The following is a 19,835-nucleotide window of genomic DNA, read 5'->3' as shown; positions in this document are numbered from 1 at the left end:
CAGGGCTTAAACTTAACAACATCATGAAAAAAGACTCCCCCGTCCCCACCCTTAAGGGTTGGCTGGATACTCAAAGTGATGATCAGTTATCCGTAATCCTAAGAAATCGACCTGATGCTGTCCTTCCTCTTCCGCCTAATTTGGGCTCTCTGGCTGCGCGTTTGCAGTTAAGAGCGTCGGCTGTGCGTGCCGTATTGAAGCTCAATGCGCTAGAACTTGCGGTGTTGGAGGCTGCTGCGAATATCGGTGGTGAGCTCCACCCGGTTTCTGCCCCCGAAGTGGTGGAGTATTTGCGCGCGACGTTAAAAGACGATGCACCTTCAGAAGCCCAAATTGATGCAGCAATAATTACGTTGAAAAATTACGCGCTACTTTTCGGTGATGAGCAGGTGATGATTGCTCAGGAAACGATGGCTGCGTTACCTGCTTTTTGGCGTTTGCTTCCCGAGGTGGGTGATCGTGGGCAAAGTGAAAAGGAGGTGAGGGAAAGCGTCGAAAAGCTTTCTGAGAGGCACCGGAAACTTTTAGACACGCTGGCGGCGTCGGGTGGCTTCGGTCTGACGCGCGATGCGGGGCCGAATGCCGATCCGACGCGGCCGGTTCCGCAATTGCTTGCTGCTGGGTTGCTGGCCCGCGTCGATGAGCAGACGGTGCGGCTTCCTGCGATGGTGCGCCACATTATTGAGGGCCGGGAGCAGCTGCCTGCCCAGGTCAAGGAAGTCACGCCGTCTGCGGTACCGGGGTCGGATGACGCCGGCCTTGCAGCCGGGCTGGAGGTTGTGCGGCATATGAGATTGCTTATCGACGCCCTCAGCCTCGTTCCCGCCCCCACCCTGAAGTCCAGTGGCGTGGGTGTGCGCGTTGTGTCTCGGTTGAAAAAAGAACTCGGGTTTGATGACACTGAACTCTTTCGCCTCGTGTGTTTAGGCACCGATGCCAGATTGCTAAGAATAGGTGTTCCTGATCCTTTGCCTGCTGACGATAACGGCGGTGACTATTTAGCGCCCACTGAGTTGGCCGATGAGTGGTTAGACGCCGATCTTAATCAGCAGCTTGCAACGTTAATGACCGGTTGGTGGGAACAAACGTGGGCTGCGTGGCTGGTGGGTGAAGCCGATGAAAAGGATAAACCAATCCACTTGCTTAGCTATTCGAACAATATTGATGGGTTAGAAGACACGCGTGCAAAGATAATGGCCTCGCTAACCCGTGTTACTCCTGAAGATTTGCATGCAGATTTAGCGTTTCATTATCCACTCGCCGCAAGTCGGATGAAACCGGAAACAATCACGCATCTGATTGAGGAAGCCAAATGGATCGGCGCGTATGCCGATGGCGTGACTGCTCCCGGCAGGGCTTTAGTTGAGGGTGCCCAGCCCGAAGATGTGATTTCTGCTCCAACTCCAGTGGAGACTTTCCATGTGCAGGGCGATTTCACCATCATGGTTCCTGGTCCTTTAACCCCAACAATGCAAAAAATGATGGATTCTATTGCTACCTTGGAATCCCCCGGTTTGGCGTCGGTGTACCGGCTGAGTGAAAAATCCATCCGTCATGCTTTAGACGTTGGCTTAACAACACCTGAAATCCTTGAGTTCCTCAAAGATCACTCGATGACTGAGCTGCCGCAATCGGTCGGATACTTACTCAGTGATATTGCCCGCAAACATGGCACTCTCCGCGGTGGTCCTGCACTGTGTTATATCCGCAGTGACGATCCCGCGCTATTGCACTCTGCTGTGGAAGCGGGTGCTGATGTGGCCTTGCGGCAGATCGCTCCGACCGTGGCCATTGCGCAAGCACCACTTCTTAAAGTAATCACGCTGTTGCGCAATGCCGGTTTTCAGCCAGTCGCAGAAGATGGCGAAGGCGCGAGCTTAAACATCGCCCCCTCCCCTGCCCGCGTGCCGGTCTATATTCCTGGGCCACCGGTACCAGCGTTAGATGAAGGCCGCATTGCGGCGGCGGTCAAAGCTATTCGACGCGAAAACTCAGCCTCGAAAGGTACTGTCTCCACCCAGCCCACTCTTGCTGTGCTGCAAGCAGCGGTGAGGGGGCAGAAAACGGTGACGCTGGGGTTCGTCGATAAGCAAGGCGTGGCCGTGCACCGCATCGTGAAACCTTTGACCGTCAACGCCGGGCAAGTGGACGCTGTGGATGAAGCCACAGGTGCGGTGCATCGTTTCATGTTGCACAGAATCACTGAAGTAATAGTGGATAACTAGCAAAATGGTGACATAATGGACGTTTATACCTCGTTAGGAGAAGTATTTCGTGGCTTTTGGCGATGGACCATTAATCGTCCAATCCGATAAAACAGTCCTGCTAGAAATTGATCACCCGTTGGCAGGCGAAGCACGCATAGCTCTAGCACCTTTTGCAGAGCTCGAGCGTGCACCTGAGCATATTCACACCTACCGCATCACCCCACTTGCTTTGTGGAATGCACGCGCCGCCGGACACGACGCCGAGCAAGTAGTGGACATGCTGGAACGCTATTCCCGCTTCCCCGTACCCCAAGCACTACTTATTGACATTGCAGAAACGATGTCTCGGTACGGTCGCGTGCGCCTGCACAAGCATCCCGCCCATGGGTTGATCCTAGAATCCTCTGAGCCAGCAATTTTGGTGGAAATTTCTAGGCATAAGAAAATCAAACCCATGCTGGGTGCGCAAGTTGATCCTGAAACCATCGTGGTGCACCCCTCAGAGCGTGGACGGCTGAAACAAGAACTACTTAAAGTTGGGTGGCCTGCTGAAGACCTAGCAGGCTATGTTGATGGTGAATCCCACCCCATCGCACTCTCAACTGATGTTGAGCAGTGGTCTTTGCGTGACTACCAACAAATGGCTGCTGATTCCTTCTGGGAAGGCGGATCCGGCGTCGTGGTTCTGCCCTGCGGTGCAGGAAAAACCATGGTAGGTGCCGCATCAATGGCGCGTGCCCAAGCAACCACTCTTATTCTTGTCACCAACACCGTTGCAGGACGCCAATGGAAAGACGAACTGCTGCGCCGCACCACCCTAACCGAAGAAGAAATCGGGGAATACTCCGGCGAACGCAAAGAAATCCGACCTGTCACCATCGCCACCTACCAAGTGGTCACCAGACGAACCAAAGGCGAATACAAAGCCCTAGAACTTTTTGACTCCAGAGACTGGGGCTTAATCATCTACGACGAAGTACACCTACTTCCCGCACCCGTATTCCGCATGACCTCAGATCTACAATCACGCCGACGCCTCGGACTAACCGCAACCCTTGTGCGCGAAGACGGACGCGAAGGCGATGTCTTCAGTCTGATCGGCCCCAAGCGATACGACGCCCCCTGGAAAGACCTTGAATCCCAAGGGTTCATCGCCACCGCTGACTGCGTGGAAATCCGCTCCACCATGACCGATGCGGAACGGATGGTGTATGCCACTGCTGAGGCAAGCGATCGTTACCGTCTAGCGGCCTCTGCTCACACCAAAGTGGCAGTGGTACGCAAAATACTAGAACAACACGAAGGCAAACCAACGCTGATCATCGGTGCCTACCTCGATCAACTAGAAGAACTCGGAAAAGAATTCAACGCACCCGTTATCGATGGCAAAACCTCCAACAAGAAACGCGAAGCCCTCTTCGACCAATTCCGTGCCGGTGAACTTTCCGTATTGGTTGTCTCCAAAGTGGCAAACTTTTCCATCGACTTACCCGAAGCATCAGTAGCCATTCAGGTCTCTGGAACATTCGGCAGCCGACAAGAAGAAGCCCAACGCCTCGGCCGACTATTGCGACCAAAACACGACGGCAGCGAAGCCCACTTCTACTCCGTAGTCAGCCGAGACACCCTCGATACCGAATACGCAGCACACCGCCAACGCTTCCTCGCTGAACAAGGCTACGCATACCGCATCATGGATGCAGATGACCTCCTCTTCCCACTACCCAAGAAAGAGATATAACGTGCACAACTTCTCCTTCGACGTAGATGAAACCTACGCCAAGAAGAACAACGAAATCCTCCGCGATGCCAAGAGACTACAGATCTCCGCCCTCTGCCTAGGACTTATCCTCGCTGGCGGAGCCTTTGCCGTCTACTACTTCTCAGACGGTGCAATATGGATGTGGATGATCGCCATCGTCATGGTGTTCCTCGCACTACTTAGCTTCATCATGATCCCCGTCATCCCCCGCCAAATGGGCAACGCCCAAACGCTCTACGACAACTACGAACTAGCACCAGCCATCATCGCAGAAGTTAACCCACGCGACGTCGTCCTCCTAGCCCTCGTCAACCGAAACGTCAACCCCAACGCCAAACCAGAATGGGCACTAGCAACCCGAACGATCGTCCGAGTTGGCGCTCACGAACGACGCCTCGGCGAACGCATCCCCTCTGTAGCTATCACCGGGCGACGCACCGTCAAAGACCAAGACCACTGGGATGAAATCAGCCCCATGCCAATCACCTGGGGCACAACAGACAAAGATATCATCCGTGCCGCAGAGAAGACCATCCCCCACGAACAATGGGCCAAACTAGAAAAGAACCGAAACAAATTAGACGAGGTCAAAAAGACCCCGAATAACTTATTCAATCTATAGAGTCTTTATTGCTTCAAGACGCTGTGCAGCTTCGAGCAGCGTCTTTTCCTTTTTACAAAACGCAAACCGAACCTTCGAAGACCACTCTGCAGGATTGTCAACGAAAGCTTGCACCGGAATCGCAGCAACCCCCACCTTATCTATCAGCTCAAAGCAAAATTCTGCGCCATCCCGATCCCCGATATCCGCGACAATAAAATAAGTCCCATGACTTTCATGCGTATGCAGCCCCGCCTTATCCAACGCAGACCGCAAAATATCACGCTTGGTTTCTAAACCAGCCCGCATCTGCGCAACCCACTCCCCCTCATGTGAAACGGCATGCGCGACTGCCGGCTGAAACGGCGTCGCCCCCACATAAGACATAAACTGCTTCGCCTTCAACACCGCCTCCAGCAACGGCTCCGGTGCCAACGCCCACCCCGTCTTCCAACCAGTCACATTGAAAGACTTCGCAGCCGACGACACCGTCACCGTGCGATCCCACATACCAGGCAGCTTCGCGACACTCACATGCTTGTGATCATCAAAAACAAGATGCTCATACACCTCATCTGACAACACCAACAAGTCATATGCACGAGCAATACCCGCGACCTGATTCAACGCCTTCTTAGAAAACACCGCTCCTGTTGGGTTATGAGGCGAGTTAACAATGATCATCCTCGTCTTTTTAGTAACCGCTTGATGCAGCTTGTCGACGTCCACATCCCACGAGTTCTCCACCTCCTGCAAAGGAACCGCCACCCGCGTCGCCCCAGCCAACGCAACAGCCGCCGCATACGCATCGTAATACGGCTCCAAAACGATCACCTCATCCCCAGGCTCCACCAAACCCAACACAGTCGCCGTAATCGCCTCAGTGGCCCCCACCGTGATCAACACCTCCGAATCAGGGTTGTACTCCAGATCAAACCTCTCCAAATGATCACGAGCCACAGCCGCCCTCAACGAAGCATCCCCACGCCCCGCCGAATACTGATTATTTCCCCCGACAATCTGCTCCGACGCGATCTCTAACATCCGACGAGGACCATCCTCATCAGGAAAGCCCTGACCAAGATTGATTGCACCCGCCTCAACAGCTCGCTGGGTCATGGTTGCAAAAATCGTTTCACCAAAGGGTCTAAGCCTAGAAACGACGAAGTCATTACTCATGCAGCTACTATATTTGATCCCCCATTAATTGGTGCGCAAAGGATTCAATTAAGCAAAAAGTTTGTGCTTGTCGACGCCCCACCCCAGGGCGCGGCGTGCGAACCCCCTAGAAAACACAAAAAGAGAAGAAGCCTGACATAAACAACTGTTCATGTCAGGCTTCTTCTCACATATTATTTGTTAAGTTTTTGGTCGGCGGTAACCTACTCTCCCACACCCTCCCGAGTGCAGTACCATCAGCGTAACCAGGCTTAGCTTCCGGGTTCGGAAAGGGACCGGGCGTTTCCCTGCTACTATCACCACCGACACAACCACACACCAAACCAACCAACAGGCTGGTTGTGTTGTGTCAGACACTGCATAATGGACGCGAACACACATTTTTATATGCTCATTTGTTACGTTGCGTTAGAACAACCCCCAAAAGGGGTGTTTGTTGTTATCGGTACATTAGTACCAGTCACCTCCACACCTCACAGTGCTTCCAGATCTGGCCTATCAACCCCATAATCTACAGGGAACCTCAAACGAAACCTCATCTCGAAACAGGCTTCCCGCTTAGATGCTTTCAGCGGTTATCCCTCCCGTACGTAGCCAACCAGCCCTGCTCCTGGCGGAACAACTGGCACACCAGAGGTACGTCCGTCCCGGTCCTCTCGTACTAGGGACAGCCTTCCTTCAAGTTTCAACGCGCGCGGCGGATAGAGACCGAACTGTCTCACGACGTTCTAAACCCAGCTCGCGTGCCGCTTTAATGGGCGAACAGCCCAACCCTTGGGACCTACTCCAGCCCCAGGATGCGACGAGCCGACATCGAGGTGCCAAACCATCCCGTCGATATGGACTCTTGGGGAAGATCAGCCTGTTATCCCCGGGGTACCTTTTATCCGTTGAGCGACACCACAACCACAAGTAGGTGCCGGATCACTAGTCCCGACTTTCGTCCCTGCTCCACCTGTCAGTGTCACAGTCAAGCTCCCTTGTGCACTTACACTCACCACCTGATTACCAACCAAGCTGAGGAAACCTTTGGGCGCCTCCGTTACATTTTGGGAGGCAACCGCCCCAGTTAAACTACCCACCAGGCACTGTCCCCAACCCAGATCATGGGCCAAGGTTAGACATCCAATCCGATCAGAGTGGTATTTCACCAACGACTCACACACAACTAGCGTCACATGATCACAGTCTCCCACCTATCCTACACAAACCGAATCAAACACCAATACCAAGCTATAGTGAAGGTCCCGGGGTCTTTTCGTCCTGCCGCGCGTAACGAGCATCTTTACTCGTACTGCAATTTCACCGGGCCTGTGGTTGAGACAGCAGGGAAGTCGTTACGCCATTCGTGCAGGTCGGAACTTACCCGACAAGGAATTTCGCTACCTTAGGATGGTTATAGTTACCACCGCCGTTTACTGGGGCTTAAATTCTCAGCTTCGCAAAGTAAACTTCACTAACCGGTCCTCTTAACCTTCCAGCACCGGGCAGGCGTCAGTCCGTATACATCAACTTCAACGTCTTCGCACGGACCTGTGTTTTTAGTAAACAGTCGCTTCCCTCTATTCTCTGCGACCACCACCAGCTCCCAACGAAAAAGTTGTTCACCAGTAGTGGCCCCCCTTCTCCCGAAGTTACGGGGGCATTTTGCCGAGTTCCTTAACCACAGTTCACCCGAACGCCTTAGTATTCTCTACCTGACTACCTGTGTCGGTTTAGGGTACGGGCCGAATACCACCATCGCTAGAGGCTTTTCTCGACAGCACAGGATCACCCACTTCACCCAAAAGGGCTCCGCATCACGCCTCACACAAAAACAGTGCGGATTTGACCTACACTGCGTGCCACACGCTTACACCACAATCCAATAAGTGGCTAGGCTACCTCCCTGCGTCACCCCATCACTTAGCTACTACCAGATCAGGTCCCACGCAACCACACACCACAAAAAGCAAAGCCTTTCATGGGTGCTTATGGGTGGTTAGTATCACTGATTCACCATGGTCGCTGATACTCGGGTACGGGAATATCAACCCGTTATCCATCGACTACGCCTGTCGGCCTCGCCTTAGGCCCCGACTCACCCTGGGAAGATTAACTTGACCCAGGAACCCTTAGTCATCCGGCGGATACGTTTCTCACGCATCAATCGTTACTCATGCCTGCATTCTCACTCGCACACACTCCACCCAAGGTCACCCTCAAGCTTCACCGTAGTGCACGACGCTCCCCTACCCAACAATCTTATAAAGATCATTGCCGCGGCTTCGGCGGTGTACTTAAGCCCCACTACATTGTCGGCGCGGAATCACTCGACCAGTGAGCTATTACGCACTCTTTCAAGGATGGCTGCTTCTAAGCCAACCTCCTGGCTGTCTTCGCGACCCCACCTCCTTTTCCACTTAGCACACCCTTAGGGGCCTTAGCCGGCGATCTGGGCTGTTTCCCTCTCGACTACGAAGCTTATCCCCCGCAGTCTCACTGCTGCACTCTCACTTACCGGCATTCGGAGTTTGGCTGATGTCGCTAAGATGATAGTCCCGCTAAACCATCCAGTAGCTCTACCTCCGGCAAGAAACACACAACGCTGCACCTAAATGCATTTCGGGGAGAACCAGCTATCACGGAGTTTGATTGGCCTTTCACCCCTACCCACAACTCATCCCCTCAGTTTTCAACCTAAGTGGGTTCGCGCCTCCACAACCTCTTACAGCTGCTTCACACTGGCCATGGGTAGATCACTCCGCTTCGGGTCCAAGACATGCCACTAAAAAAATCACCCTCGTTAGGATTCGGTTTCCCTACGGCTACCCCACACGGGTTAACCTCGCGACATGCCGCTGACTCGCAGGCTCATTCTTCAAAAGGCACGCCATCACACACCAAAGGTGCGCTCTGACGGATTGTCAGCACACGGTTTCAGGTACTATTTCACTCCCCTCCCGGGGTACTTTTCACCATTCCCTCACGGTACTAATCCGCTATCGGTCATATCAAGTATTCAGGCTTACCGGGTGGTCCCGGCTAATTCACAGCAGATTCCACGAGCCCGCTGCTACTCGGGGTATCAACAACCACACACACCACCATGGCCTTCATGTACAGGACTCTCACCTTCTACGGTAGGCGTTCCCACACCACTTCCACTAACCACGCGATATATGCCCACATCCGGCAGAATATGGATGTTGTTGCCCCACAACCACCTACATGCAACCCCTGCCGGGTATCACACACATAAGTTTTAGCCATCATCCACGTTCGCTCGCCACTACTAACGGAATCACAATTGTTTTCTTCTCCTACGGGTACTGAGATGTTTCACTTCCCCGTGTCAACCCCCACACCAGCTATATATTCACTGATGGGTAACCACACATTACTGCAGCTGGGTTTCCCCATTCGGACATCCTCGGATCAACGCTTAGTTGGCAACTCCCCGAGGCATAACGCAGCCTCTCACGTCCTTCATCGGCTTGATATGCCAAGGCATCCACCGTGTGCCCTAAAAAACAACAAACACAAAAAACCAACCACCACCACAATAAACAACAACGTGCTCATCTCATGGCGTTTGGCGCGTTCGGTCACACAACAAAATAAACAAAAAAATAAAGATGCTCGCGTCCACTATACAGTTCTCACACAACACACCACCCACACCACAACCAACACCACAAAGGCAATTGATTAAGCTGTGAATGCTCGATGTTAGAAACAACCCACACACACCACACACAGTGTGGCGCTTGCGATGTCATTCCAGACACCCAACAGCATGCCATCTAATTCAGCCAGAAGTATTGTTTCTGGTTTTTGTCACCCCAGGGGGTCATCTCCACCCGATTAAATAAGTGTTGGTGGCAACCACATCCGGGTTCCAACACCAACAACCACACACCCAAACAACTGCTCTAGTGGTGGTTTATATAAAGCTCCTTAGAAAGGAGGTGATCCAGCCGCACCTTCCGGTACGGCTACCTTGTTACGACTTCGTCCCAATCGCCGATCCCACCTTCGACAGCTCCCCCCAAAAAAGGTTGGGCCACTGGCTTCGGGTGTTACCAACTTTCATGACGTGACGGGCGGTGTGTACAAGGCCCGGGAACGTATTCACCGCAGCGTTGCTGATCTGCGATTACTAGCGACTCCGACTTCATGGGGTCGAGTTGCAGACCCCAATCCGAACTGAGGCCGGCTTTAAGAGATTAGCTCCACCTCACGGTGTGGCAACTCGCTGTACCGACCATTGTAGCATGTGTGAAGCCCTGGACATAAGGGGCATGATGATTTGACGTCATCCCCACCTTCCTCCGAGTTAACCCCGGCAGTCTCTCATGAGTACCCACCAAATGTGCTGGCAACATAAGACAAGGGTTGCGCTCGTTGCGGGACTTAACCCAACATCTCACGACACGAGCTGACGACAACCATGCACCACCTGTGAACCGACCACAAGGGAAAACGTATCTCTACGCCGATCCGGTCCATGTCAAGCCCAGGTAAGGTTCTTCGCGTTGCATCGAATTAATCCACATGCTCCGCCGCTTGTGCGGGCCCCCGTCAATTCCTTTGAGTTTTAGCCTTGCGGCCGTACTCCCCAGGCGGGGCGCTTAATGCGTTAGCTGCGGCACAGAAGTCGTGGAAGACCCCTACACCTAGCGCCCACCGTTTACGGCATGGACTACCAGGGTATCTAATCCTGTTCGCTACCCATGCTTTCGCTCCTCAGCGTCAGTTACTGCCCAGAGACCTGCCTTCGCCATCGGTGTTCCTCCTGATATCTGCGCATTTCACCGCTACACCAGGAATTCCAGTCTCCCCTACAGCACTCAAGTTATGCCCGTATCGCCTGCACGCCCGAAGTTAAGCCCCGGGATTTCACAGACGACGCGACAAACCACCTACGAGCTCTTTACGCCCAGTAATTCCGGACAACGCTCGCACCCTACGTATTACCGCGGCTGCTGGCACGTAGTTAGCCGGTGCTTCTTCTCAAGGTACCGTCACCCACAAGTGGGCTTCGTCCCAAGCGAAAGGAGTTTACAACCCGAAGGCCTTCATCCCCCACGCGGCGTCGCTGCATCAGGCTTGCGCCCATTGTGCAATATTCCCCACTGCTGCCTCCCGTAGGAGTCTGGGCCGTGTCTCAGTCCCAATGTGGCCGTACACCCTCTCAGGCCGGCTACCCGTCGACGCCTTGGTAGGCCATTACCCCACCAACAAGCTGATAGGCCGCAGGCTCATCCCACACCGCAAAAGCTTTCCACACCACCCCTACAGTGATGTGAGTATTCGGTATTAGACCCAGTTTCCCAGGCTTATCCCAAAGTGCAGGGCAGATCACCCACGTGTTACTCACCCGTTCGCCACTCATCCACCAAATGCAAGCATCTAGTTTCAGCGTTCGACTTGCATGTGTTAAGCACGCCGCCAGCGTTCGTCCTGAGCCAGGATCAAACTCTCCACAAAAAAACATGAAAAAATGTCTCTTAAGGCTTGTGAAAAGCCCAACACCTGACAAAAACAACAACACCCCCACCAACCACACCAAAGCATGGCCAGAAAAAAGAGGGTGTTACTGGCATTATCAAAATAAATAATGATGTGTGTGGGTTTCTTCCCTTGACGGGGAACAAGACCACCCACACGATAATCATGCCAACAATAGTTTTATTGTTTACAGTGATGGATAATTTTGGCGATCCACCACCCGGCATGACCCACCACCTCACAAAAATATGTGAAATGGTAGTGACAAAAATAAAATAAATGGCACACTATTGAGTTCTCAAACAACACACGCACACTCTGAAAACAAGATACAATGTTTGTTCTTGCTCCCCTAGCAGCTTGATTGACCTTACAGAGTCGATTTAAAAAAGTCAAAGTTTCTTTTTAATCATTCTGTATGTCTTAACCAGCTTGTAACCTCTTGGCCACGTTGCTGGTGTGCGTTTAAATGTACGTTACTCCCAGATTTTCTACAAATCCGCAGGTCGAAGCGCTTTCTGCTAAATTCAAGCTCGAATAACCCGAGAAATAGAATAAGCCGACATCAAATGTCGGCTTATTTCTCTTCATTTAGTGGTAGCAAGCAATCTTGCCGTGTGGTCCTTCAATAACTTCGATTTCTGTATTGAAGATTTCTGAAAGGATCTCGTTTTTCATGATCTGTTCAGGTGTTCCCTCTTTTTCGATCATTCCGTGCTTTACGGCCACGATGTAATCGGCGTAGCGGGCGGCGAAATTGATGTCGTGAAGAACCACGATGATGGTGCGGCCAAATTGGGCTGCAGCATTCTCGAGGTGTTTCATCATTTCCACCGAGTGTGCGATGTCAAGATTGTTGAGGGGTTCGTCGAGAAGCACGTAGTTCGTCTCTTGACACAGCACCATGGCGACATAGGCGCGCTGGCGCTGGCCGCCGGAAAGCTGGTCGAGGTAGCGGTCTTCGAGTTCGGTGAGGTTGAAGAAGTCGATGTAGCGGGAGATGATTCCCTCGTCTTCTTTAGTCAACCGGCCCTTGCTATATGGGAAGCGTCCGAATCCTACGAGTTGGCGCACGGTCAGCTTGGTAACAAAGTGGTTTTCCTGGCGCAGGATGGAGATGATCTTGGCCAGATCTTTGGATGCGGTTGAGGTGACATCGTAGGAGGCTACGGTGATGTTGCCTTCATCGATGCCGAGGAGTCGACCGATCATGGTGAGCAGTGTTGACTTGCCTGCACCGTTTGGGCCGACCAACGCGGTGATACCACCGGCTGGGATCTCAAGGTTGACGGGGCCGATGGCAACGTCGCTGGAGTATTCCTTGCGGACATTGGTTAACGTAATCACAGTCTGCCCTTTCTGAGGATGACGATGAGGAAGACGGTACCGCCGACCATCTCAATAATGATGGACACGACGCCTTGTGCGCGGAACACGTGGTTCATAACAAAGTAAGCGCCGCTGAGTACGACGAATCCGATGAGTGCGGACATCGGAAGGATGTATCGGTGATCGTAGGTGTCGGCGAATTGATATGCCAGGGTCGCGACCAAGAATCCGAGGAATGTCATCGGTCCGACAAGTGCGGTGGATACTGCCATTAATACAGAGACGAGAACCAGTGTGTAAATGGAGGATCGTCGGTGATTAAGTCCAAGGTTGGTTGCGGCATCTTTGCCAAGGCCTACAACGTTGAGGCGTCGAGAGCTTAGCAGCAACAAGACGGACGCCACTACTACTAGTGGAACGGCAATTGGGAAGTATTCGGTTTCTGCGTTGTTTACTGATCCGAAAAGTCGGGCGGAAAGAATATCGAATTCTGATGGGGTCAGAATGCGCTGCATAAAGGTGGAGATGGATCCGAGTCCGCCGCCAATGATGATGCCGACAAGCAGCATGGCGTGCATATCGCCACGTTTTCCGGAAAGCAGCCAGGTATAGAGGACCAAGGTCAGTAGAACCATGATCACCAGCTGGCCGACAAACATTTCGAGATTTCTGGTGGCCAGCAGTGCAGTTGCGCCGAAGAAGAACACTGTAGAGGTATGAATCAGTGTGTAGAGAGATTCAAAGCCCATGATCGACGGCGTGATAATGCGGTTGTTGGTAACGGTCTGGAACGCAACCGTCGCAAAGCCTTGGCAAACCGCAACAATCAGCATGACAAAGACCGACTCCATGCGTCGTTCTGCAATCAGCGCGAAGGCCGGATGCCCAACGGGCATCGGGTTCTTGTACCAAATGAGGCCCCAGGTGAAGGCAAGTGCGGTGACCAGCAGCGCTGCCATGATGATCCAGTAGCGGCGCTTGGCGCGCGCTGTTTGGAATGCACCTGAGGTGCGTCGTTTGCTCGGCGCTGATGCTAGGTCGACGTCGGTGTGTCCCTCGACCGTTGCTGATTCCTCCATGGTTTCCCATCGAGAAAGGTCTGAGGTGCGGTTTGCAATATCTTTATCCACGGCCACGTTGCCTCACAATCATGATCACGAAAACCACTGCGCCGATGATGCCCAGGATTACTGATACTGGAATTTCGAAAGGCGCGATGATGGTTCGGCTGATCAAGTCACAGATGGTTACGATCGCGATGCCGGTTAGGCATACCCATGGCAGGTTGGAGCGCAGGTCATCGCCACGGAACATGGACACAACGTTGGGCACGATGAGTCCGAGGAATGGCAGGCTACCAACCACGACGGTGACCACACCTGTTGCGATGGCGATGAGGCCAGTTCCGATAAAAACCATACGGTTGTAGTTGAGGCCCACGTTTGTCGCGATTTCCTCGCCAAGGCCAGCTACAGTGAGCCGGTCTGCGAAGAAGAACACTGCAATCACAACGATGACAACAATCCACAGCACTTCGTACTGTCCACGGAACACTGTATTAAAGGAACCCGCGAACCATGTTCCCAATTGCTGGAGCATGTCGAATTGCAGGGCGAAGAAGCTAGAGATCGATGACACCACGGCACCAAGCATGATGCCGATAATCGGGACGATCAATGAGGAACGCAGTGTTACTCGGCGCAGGAAGAGAAAGAACACCATGGTTCCGATGAAGGAAAACACCACGGCGCCGATCATGCGATCCAAAACTGTCGCGGCTGGCACGAAGTAAATCACGAAGAGCAGGCCAAGACCTGCCCACTCGGTTGTTCCTGTGGTGCTGGGCTCCACAAATTTGTTCTGGGTCAACAGCTGCATGACCAAGCCACACATCGCCATTGCCGCACCGGACAAAATGAGGGAAACGGTACGCGGGATGCGTACTGCTTCGAACATCAGTTGGCCGTCATCGCCACCGAAAATGTCGTATTGGCCAGTGAGGAGGGAAAGCACGATGAGGCCGGCGACGAAAATGACGCCGATGAGAAGCTTCCAATCAAAAAGCTTTGCTCTGGTGCGTTTGAGACGTGGTTCGGAAGTGGGAGCCGATGCTGGTGTTGCCATCAGTGCCGATCCCCTTCCCCGTTAAACCGATTGTGTGACATGTGCGGAACCTGGTTTCCTACAGTTTTTAGCTATCGAGAACTTTCGGCCAAGTCGAGGCTTTGGTTCTCAAATCAGAATATTTATTTAAGACAAGTAAAAAGGCTGCCTTGTTCTTTACAAGACAGCCTTTCATATTAGAGCCTAACCTAAGAAATTTTTACGCATAAAACGTTGCGCATTACTTAGATGTCAGTGTGGGATCAATCCCCTACTGAGCCGCCTTCTCGAACATTTCTGCCATGCCGTTGAGGATCTCGGTGTAGGTGATGATGTTTTCGTTGGTGTAGGTGTCTGCAGGTGCGTAGTAAACGAATCCGTCTGTAACAGCCTTGACGTTTGCCAGTGCCTCGTTGTCGGAAACGATCTGCTCTGCTGGAACATAGTCAGCTTCGTTGCGGGAGCTAGTGCCACCATCGCGGTCCATGACCAGGATCAGGTCTGGGTTTGCAGCTGCGATTGCTTCGACGTTAATGTCGTCGCCCTCGTGGTCGGAGGATGCGTTGCCAACCTCGAGTGCTGGGGTCAGGCCAACCAGGTCGAAGATTGGGCCGTAGGTGCGTCCAACGGAAGGAGCGATGTAGCCAATGTTTCCGCCGGAAACGTTAACTGCCATGACGGTCTGGTCGGAGATTGCTGCGTATGCGGTCTTCGCGCGCTCAAGTGCGGACTCGAAATCAGCAACGATCTTTGCAGCATCTTCTTCTTCGCCGAAGATCTCACCGAGGGTTTCAGCCTGGCGGATAAGCTCCTGGTCAAGTGGCTCGCCATCGCGTGGGTCTAGCTCAACGACGGTTGCGTCAGGGTTCAGGGCAACGATGTCATCGTAGTACTGAGCGAAGCGCTGGCCATTGATGATCAGGGAAGGCTGTGCAGCAGCAAGTGCTTCCAGGTCTGGCTCGCGGTGGGAGCCAAGGTTAGCGACGCCGCCCTCTTCGGTGTAGCCCGTAACGGTAAATGGAACCAGCTGAAGTGGAGCTGCAACGAGCTCTACGCCCCAGCGGTCAAGCAGTTCGAATGCGCGGTTGTCGGTCGCGGCGACGCCCTCGATTGGCAGGGAGATCTCTTCGGTGCCGTGGTTGTCTTCGATAGTCAGGGTGCTTGCAGCCGCGGTGGACTCAGCAGTTGAAGAAGAATCAGAAGAAGTGCTGTCGGTGGAAGAGCAGCCAACGAGCGCCAGGGCAGCAACAGTTGCGATTGAAACTAGCTTGAATCGGTTTTTCACCATGTCGTCCTTTGAAAGTCTATAAAAATAATCCACCAAAACTGCCAGAGTATTCCCAGAGTTTTAGTGAGGTTAGGTTACCTAAAGATGAAAGTTAACACAGCTAGTTAACCAAGCCAAACCTTTGCGATTTAAGACACATACTTTCGTTGCATACTCGCAGGTCTTAGCTAACCCCGTCACCCCTGCATAAATTTATGACGGGCATTACGCTTTCTGTAGCGAAAACCTGTCTAATTTGGCACTTTCTGTATAGCTAGCCTGTGAACTTCGGCGCACAGCACAAGAAATCAAGCCAAAAGACTTAAGATTAATCGTCAGTCAACAAACGTTTTCCCACCCGGAGGTCTCCCCGTGTCAACCGAAATCCACAACGCACCACCCAAGGCCCCAACGTGGCTTGGCTGGGTGCTCATGATCGGCGGAATCATCGGCCTCATCCTGTCGGTGATCATCATGGCCGAAAAACTAGCCATCCTCGAGGATCCCGGCCACATCACCAGCTGCGATTTCAATGCAGTCCTAGCTTGTGGAGACGTCATGCGTTCCGGCCAAGCGAATGCGTTTGGCATTCCGAATCCCCTCATCGGCATCGCCGGTTTCGCCGCTGTCGCCATCATCGGCGCCGGCATCCTCGCGGGTGGCAGGTTCCGCGGATGGTTCTGGTTCGGCGCCCAGGTCGGACTCACTTTTGCCATAATGTTCTGCCACTGGCTCGCCTACCAATCCATGTCCGTCATCCGCGCGCTCTGCCCTTACTGCATGGGCGTGTGGACCGTATCGATCATCATGTTCGTGCTGGTCACTACATGGAATGTGAAAACTTTCAGCGGCTCCGACAGCGCGTTCGTCAACGCACTGTACAAATACAAGTGGGTCATCGCGATCGTCTGGCTGCTGCTCATCGCAGCCGCAGCCGTGTGGTCATTCCGCTACATGTTCTAGGAATTTAGGGTTTTCAGGCCGGCTCAACCTTTGCGGTTGTGCCGGTCTTTTTTGCTTGTCGACGCCCACCCCACGTTAAGTTTTGCCTATTTACACACACCTGACCGAAGCTGTAAGGTTTGCCTAATCTTTTTCATTCTTAAAGTCAGGATATTCACAGCCCATGTCATCTCGCAGGAAACTCTCCTCCGCACTGATCGTGCTTCTCGCATCAGCACTCCCTCTCTCCGCTTGTTCCTCCAGCTCAGAAGAGGAAGCATCCACCAGCTCTGCGACCCGCGAGTTCACTGACGTTCACGGAACAACCGAAGTTCCCAAAAACCCTCAGCGCGTCGTTGTCCTCGAGCCACTTGAACTAGACACCGCAATCGCCCTCGGAATCACCCCAGTGGGTGCAGCTGTCGCCAACAACGTCACTGGTATTCCTGCATATCTCGGTGTCGATGGAATCGAACCAGTCGGCACCGTTTCTGAGCCAAACATCGAAGCGATCGCTGCTCTCGAACCCGACCTAATTCTGGGCACTGATTCCCGTCACGCCGAAATCTACGATCGCCTCGAATCCATCGCCCCCACTGTCTTCATGACAACCCATGTCGATCCTTGGAAAGACAACGTCGTCTTCATCGGTGATGCGCTGGGCAAGAAGCAGGAATCCGAGGATCTCATCCAAGGCTTCAACGACAAATGCGAAGAGATCAAGTCCGAGCACGACGTCGAAGGCAAGACCGTCAACATGATTCGTCCCCGCGACGAGCAAACCATGAGCTTGTACGGCCCAACCTCATTTGCCGGCAGCTCCTTGGAGTGCGCAGGACTCACCATTCCTGATCAAGAATGGAAGGACGGCCTCCAGGCAGATATCGCTCCTGAGAACTTTATGCTCGCCACCGCCAACTACGTCTTTGTCACCGCAACCGATGTCACTGATGAAAACGAGCTCCCCGAAGTAATCCGAGAAAACCGCGAACAGTTCCCATCGCTCACCCTTGTCGATACCAGCTACTGGGTATCCGGCGTTGGTCCACTTGGCGGCAGCAAAGTCTTGGAAGACATCGATGCCTTCCTCGACGCACAGCAGTAATGTCCACCGCGCTCCCGCACCAGCTCAAGTGGGAATACAGTGCCTTCCCAGTACAGATCTCGCAAAAACAACGGCTCAGTCCCGGCTTCATGCGGATCACTGTCACGGGTGAAAAGCTCCGGTTCTTTGGCCAATGGGGCTTGGATCAACGCATCAAAGTGATCATCCCAAGCCCTGCTGGAAACATCCCCGATTTCGGAATCCTCGAAGAGCCCACTCCCCCACCGACAACGTGGATTCCTCGCGCTAAGTCTTTTCCAGCGGACCAACGACCGATCTTGCGCACCTACACCCCATCTGCGGTCCGACCCGAACTATGCGAAGTAGACATTGATATCTATCTTCACAACCCTTCGGGACCAGTATCCAGATGGGCAAAGAACTGCAGTGTTGACGATGAACTAATCATCACCGGCCCTGACGTACGCGCAGGAGAAACCGGCTACGGAATCACCTATCATCCGACTTCTGCGATCGATCGCCTCTGTCTCATCGGCGATTGTGCATCAGCTCCCGCGATCGCAAATATCGTCAATCAATCAAAAGTACCTACTACGGTTTTCCTCCACCTAGACAGCCTAGAAGATGATGTATTGATCGCCGATAGCTCTACCAAGCTCACTTTCGAAGACATCGACGCTTACAAAGCAAAGGTCTTCCAATGGGCTTCAGCCAATGCAGCAGATCCTTCAGTACACTTCTGGATCGCCGGTGAAACTAGCATGGTGCGCTTCATTCGCAAAGAACTAATCAACAGCTACCGAGTTGATTCCTCACGAATCACTTTCCTCGGCTACTGGAAATACGGCCGACGAACCGTAGATTAGCTTTCAGATTCAGACCCCAGAACGCCAAAACCCTCTTCAACAAAAGTTGAAGAGGGTTTTGGAATCTTAGTAGCGGGGGCAGGATTCGAACCTACGACCTCTGGGTTATGAGCCCAGCGAGCTACCGAGCTGCTCCACCCCGCGACGCTATGTATTGCTACCTATGTTGAAACAACATGCTTTCGCTGTTTGCTTCGATGATCACTGTACACCCATTATTATTTTTTACCAATTATTGGCGAATTCCCAGTGGAAAACCGAGGTTCCGGGTTCAATTCCCACAGCTCCGCAACACAACTAGCATGGATAGTAGCCACATTCTCTTCAAAATAATCGCTAAGAAAACCTGTCTCCACGACGGACACCTAGCCGTTTGATGCTCACCGAGCAATTTTTTCGGCACCAGGTAGGGATAGACAGGGCGCTTCAGTCGGCGCACAATGCGACAATTCGAGCCAATCCGAACTTACCCGCCTTTCCTTCTACCCCATGGTGCATTAGACCACAAGATATCCTGATTTTGACCAAATCTTGCCGGCGAATGTACGCATAGGAAGACATTTCCCCCTTTTATGAGAGTGAAAAACAAAGAAACCCCACACCAGATGGTGTGAGGAACTTCGTTTCAGTGGAGCTGCCGGGAATTGAACCCGGGTCCTACGTCACCTCGCCAGGGCTTCTCCGTGCGCAGTTCGCGCAAAGATCTCTGCTTGGCCCTCCGGCTAGGACGAACACTTCCGGATGATGAGCCCAGTCAACGGTAAAAGTCCCGTTCAACCCCGCTGACGCGATTGAACAGCAAGTCCCTTAGTCGATGCCAGGATCTAGGTCAGGGACTTCCCTAGGCTGACAGACACGCGGTCGCTGGATTATGCAGCGAGGGCGTAGTCGCGCTGAGACTTCTCGGCGCTTATTGGTTTGCTGCGACGCTTACGGTGGTCTCCAGCCTTCACCGGCACGCTTCCCCTGGCTAAATCAACGTAGTCGAAACCATGTCAGCCCCATTGATTCTTATGGTGG

11 protein-coding genes, 1 tRNA gene, 3 rRNA genes and 1 other RNA gene are annotated in these 19,835 nt (G+C 53.0%); 6 read left to right on the top strand and 10 right to left on the bottom strand.

Annotation, left to right across the window (positions count from 1 at the left end):
• The first annotated feature begins 23 nt into the window (after nt 1-23).
• The 3 genes from N24_RS04820 to N24_RS04810 are packed head-to-tail and all read left to right on the top strand — an operon-like array spanning nt 24 to nt 4,591.
• Nucleotides 24-2,225, top strand: a complete 2,202-nt coding sequence (locus tag N24_RS04820) for a helicase-associated domain-containing protein (protein WP_096454820.1) — start codon at nt 24-26, stop codon at nt 2,223-2,225.
• A 49-nt stretch (nt 2,226-2,274) separates the two neighbouring features.
• A complete protein-coding gene (locus N24_RS04815; RefSeq protein WP_096454818.1) occupies nt 2,275-3,948 on the top strand; it encodes a DNA repair helicase XPB in 1,674 nt (557 codons plus the stop codon).
• Nucleotide 3,949: 1 nt separating this feature from the next.
• Nucleotides 3,950-4,591: a DUF3239 domain-containing protein gene (locus N24_RS04810; protein ID WP_096454816.1), complete on the top strand. Its 642-nt coding sequence runs from the start codon at nt 3,950-3,952 to the stop codon at nt 4,589-4,591.
• Here N24_RS04810 and N24_RS04805 read toward each other — a convergent pair.
• The 8 genes from N24_RS04805 to N24_RS04765 form a co-directional block, all read right to left on the bottom strand.
• Nucleotides 4,586-5,749: a pyridoxal phosphate-dependent aminotransferase gene (locus N24_RS04805; RefSeq protein ID WP_096454814.1), complete on the bottom strand. Its 1,164-nt coding sequence runs from the start codon at nt 5,747-5,749 to the stop codon at nt 4,586-4,588. The genes N24_RS04810 and N24_RS04805 overlap by 6 nt on opposite strands.
• Before the next feature lie 190 nt (nt 5,750-5,939).
• Nucleotides 5,940-6,056 (bottom strand): 5S ribosomal RNA (gene rrf, locus N24_RS04800).
• Nucleotides 6,057-6,179: 123 nt separating this feature from the next.
• Nucleotides 6,180-9,269: ribosomal RNA gene (locus N24_RS04795) — 23S ribosomal RNA — on the bottom strand.
• Nucleotides 9,270-9,692: 423 nt separating this feature from the next.
• Nucleotides 9,693-11,221 (bottom strand): 16S ribosomal RNA (locus tag N24_RS04790).
• Together the 16S, 23S and 5S rRNA genes form the textbook arrangement of a ribosomal RNA operon.
• A gap of 612 nt (nt 11,222-11,833) precedes the next feature.
• Complete coding sequence (locus N24_RS04780) at nt 11,834-12,589, bottom strand: iron ABC transporter ATP-binding protein (protein ID WP_096454812.1); 756 nt, start codon at nt 12,587-12,589, stop codon at nt 11,834-11,836.
• Entirely contained in the window at nt 12,586-13,701 is a 1,116-nt protein-coding gene (locus tag N24_RS04775) for an iron chelate uptake ABC transporter family permease subunit (protein ID WP_096454810.1), read from the bottom strand. The genes N24_RS04780 and N24_RS04775 overlap by 4 nt, the downstream gene beginning before the upstream one ends.
• A complete protein-coding gene (locus tag N24_RS04770) occupies nt 13,694-14,695 on the bottom strand; it encodes an ABC transporter permease (protein WP_096454808.1) in 1,002 nt (333 codons plus the stop codon). Before N24_RS04770 ends, N24_RS04775 begins: the two co-directional genes overlap by 8 nt.
• Nucleotides 14,696-14,945: 250 nt before the next feature.
• On the bottom strand, nt 14,946-15,962 hold the full coding sequence (locus N24_RS04765; protein ID WP_096454806.1) for a siderophore ABC transporter substrate-binding protein: 1,017 nt from the start codon (nt 15,960-15,962) through the stop codon (nt 14,946-14,948).
• A gap of 351 nt (nt 15,963-16,313) precedes the next feature.
• Between N24_RS04765 and N24_RS04760 the strand changes: the two genes are divergently transcribed.
• The 3 genes from N24_RS04760 to N24_RS04750 all read left to right on the top strand — a co-directional run bounded on the left by N24_RS04760 (nt 16,314) and on the right by N24_RS04750 (nt 18,815).
• Entirely contained in the window at nt 16,314-16,904 is a 591-nt protein-coding gene (locus N24_RS04760) for a vitamin K epoxide reductase family protein (protein ID WP_096454804.1), read from the top strand.
• Nucleotides 16,905-17,067: 163 nt separating this feature from the next.
• On the top strand, nt 17,068-17,988 hold the full coding sequence (locus tag N24_RS04755) for an iron-siderophore ABC transporter substrate-binding protein (protein ID WP_096454801.1): 921 nt from the start codon (nt 17,068-17,070) through the stop codon (nt 17,986-17,988).
• Entirely contained in the window at nt 17,988-18,815 is an 828-nt protein-coding gene (locus tag N24_RS04750; protein ID WP_096454799.1) for a siderophore-interacting protein, read from the top strand. The genes N24_RS04755 and N24_RS04750 overlap by 1 nt, the downstream gene beginning before the upstream one ends.
• Before the next feature lie 70 nt (nt 18,816-18,885).
• Here N24_RS04750 and N24_RS04745 read toward each other — a convergent pair.
• Both N24_RS04745 and ssrA read right to left on the bottom strand, forming a co-directional pair.
• Nucleotides 18,886-18,959 (bottom strand) — tRNA-Met (locus tag N24_RS04745).
• A gap of 482 nt (nt 18,960-19,441) precedes the next feature.
• Nucleotides 19,442-19,818: a transfer-messenger RNA gene (gene ssrA, locus N24_RS04740) on the bottom strand.
• Between the last annotated feature and the right edge of the window lie 17 nt (nt 19,819-19,835).

Source organism: Corynebacterium suranareeae, from assembly GCF_002355155.1.
Lineage (GTDB): Bacteria > Actinomycetota > Actinomycetes > Mycobacteriales > Mycobacteriaceae > Corynebacterium > Corynebacterium suranareeae.
Note: the sequence above shows the minus strand (reverse complement) of the source record. Positions and strands in the feature narration are given on the sequence as shown.

Coding starts and splice junctions, on each gene's coding strand:
- N24_RS04820 (WP_096454820.1), top strand. CDS start 24: ATGAAAAAAGACTCCCCCGTCCCCACCCTTAAGGGTTGGCTGGATACT.
- N24_RS04805 (WP_096454814.1), bottom strand. CDS start 5,749: ATGAGTAATGACTTCGTCGTTTCTAGGCTTAGACCCTTTGGTGAAACG.
- N24_RS04770 (WP_096454808.1), bottom strand. CDS start 14,695: ATGGCAACACCAGCATCGGCTCCCACTTCCGAACCACGTCTCAAACGC.
- N24_RS04765 (WP_096454806.1), bottom strand. CDS start 15,962: ATGGTGAAAAACCGATTCAAGCTAGTTTCAATCGCAACTGTTGCTGCC.
- N24_RS04755 (WP_096454801.1), top strand. CDS start 17,068: ATGTCATCTCGCAGGAAACTCTCCTCCGCACTGATCGTGCTTCTCGCA.
- N24_RS04750 (WP_096454799.1), top strand. CDS start 17,988: ATGTCCACCGCGCTCCCGCACCAGCTCAAGTGGGAATACAGTGCCTTC.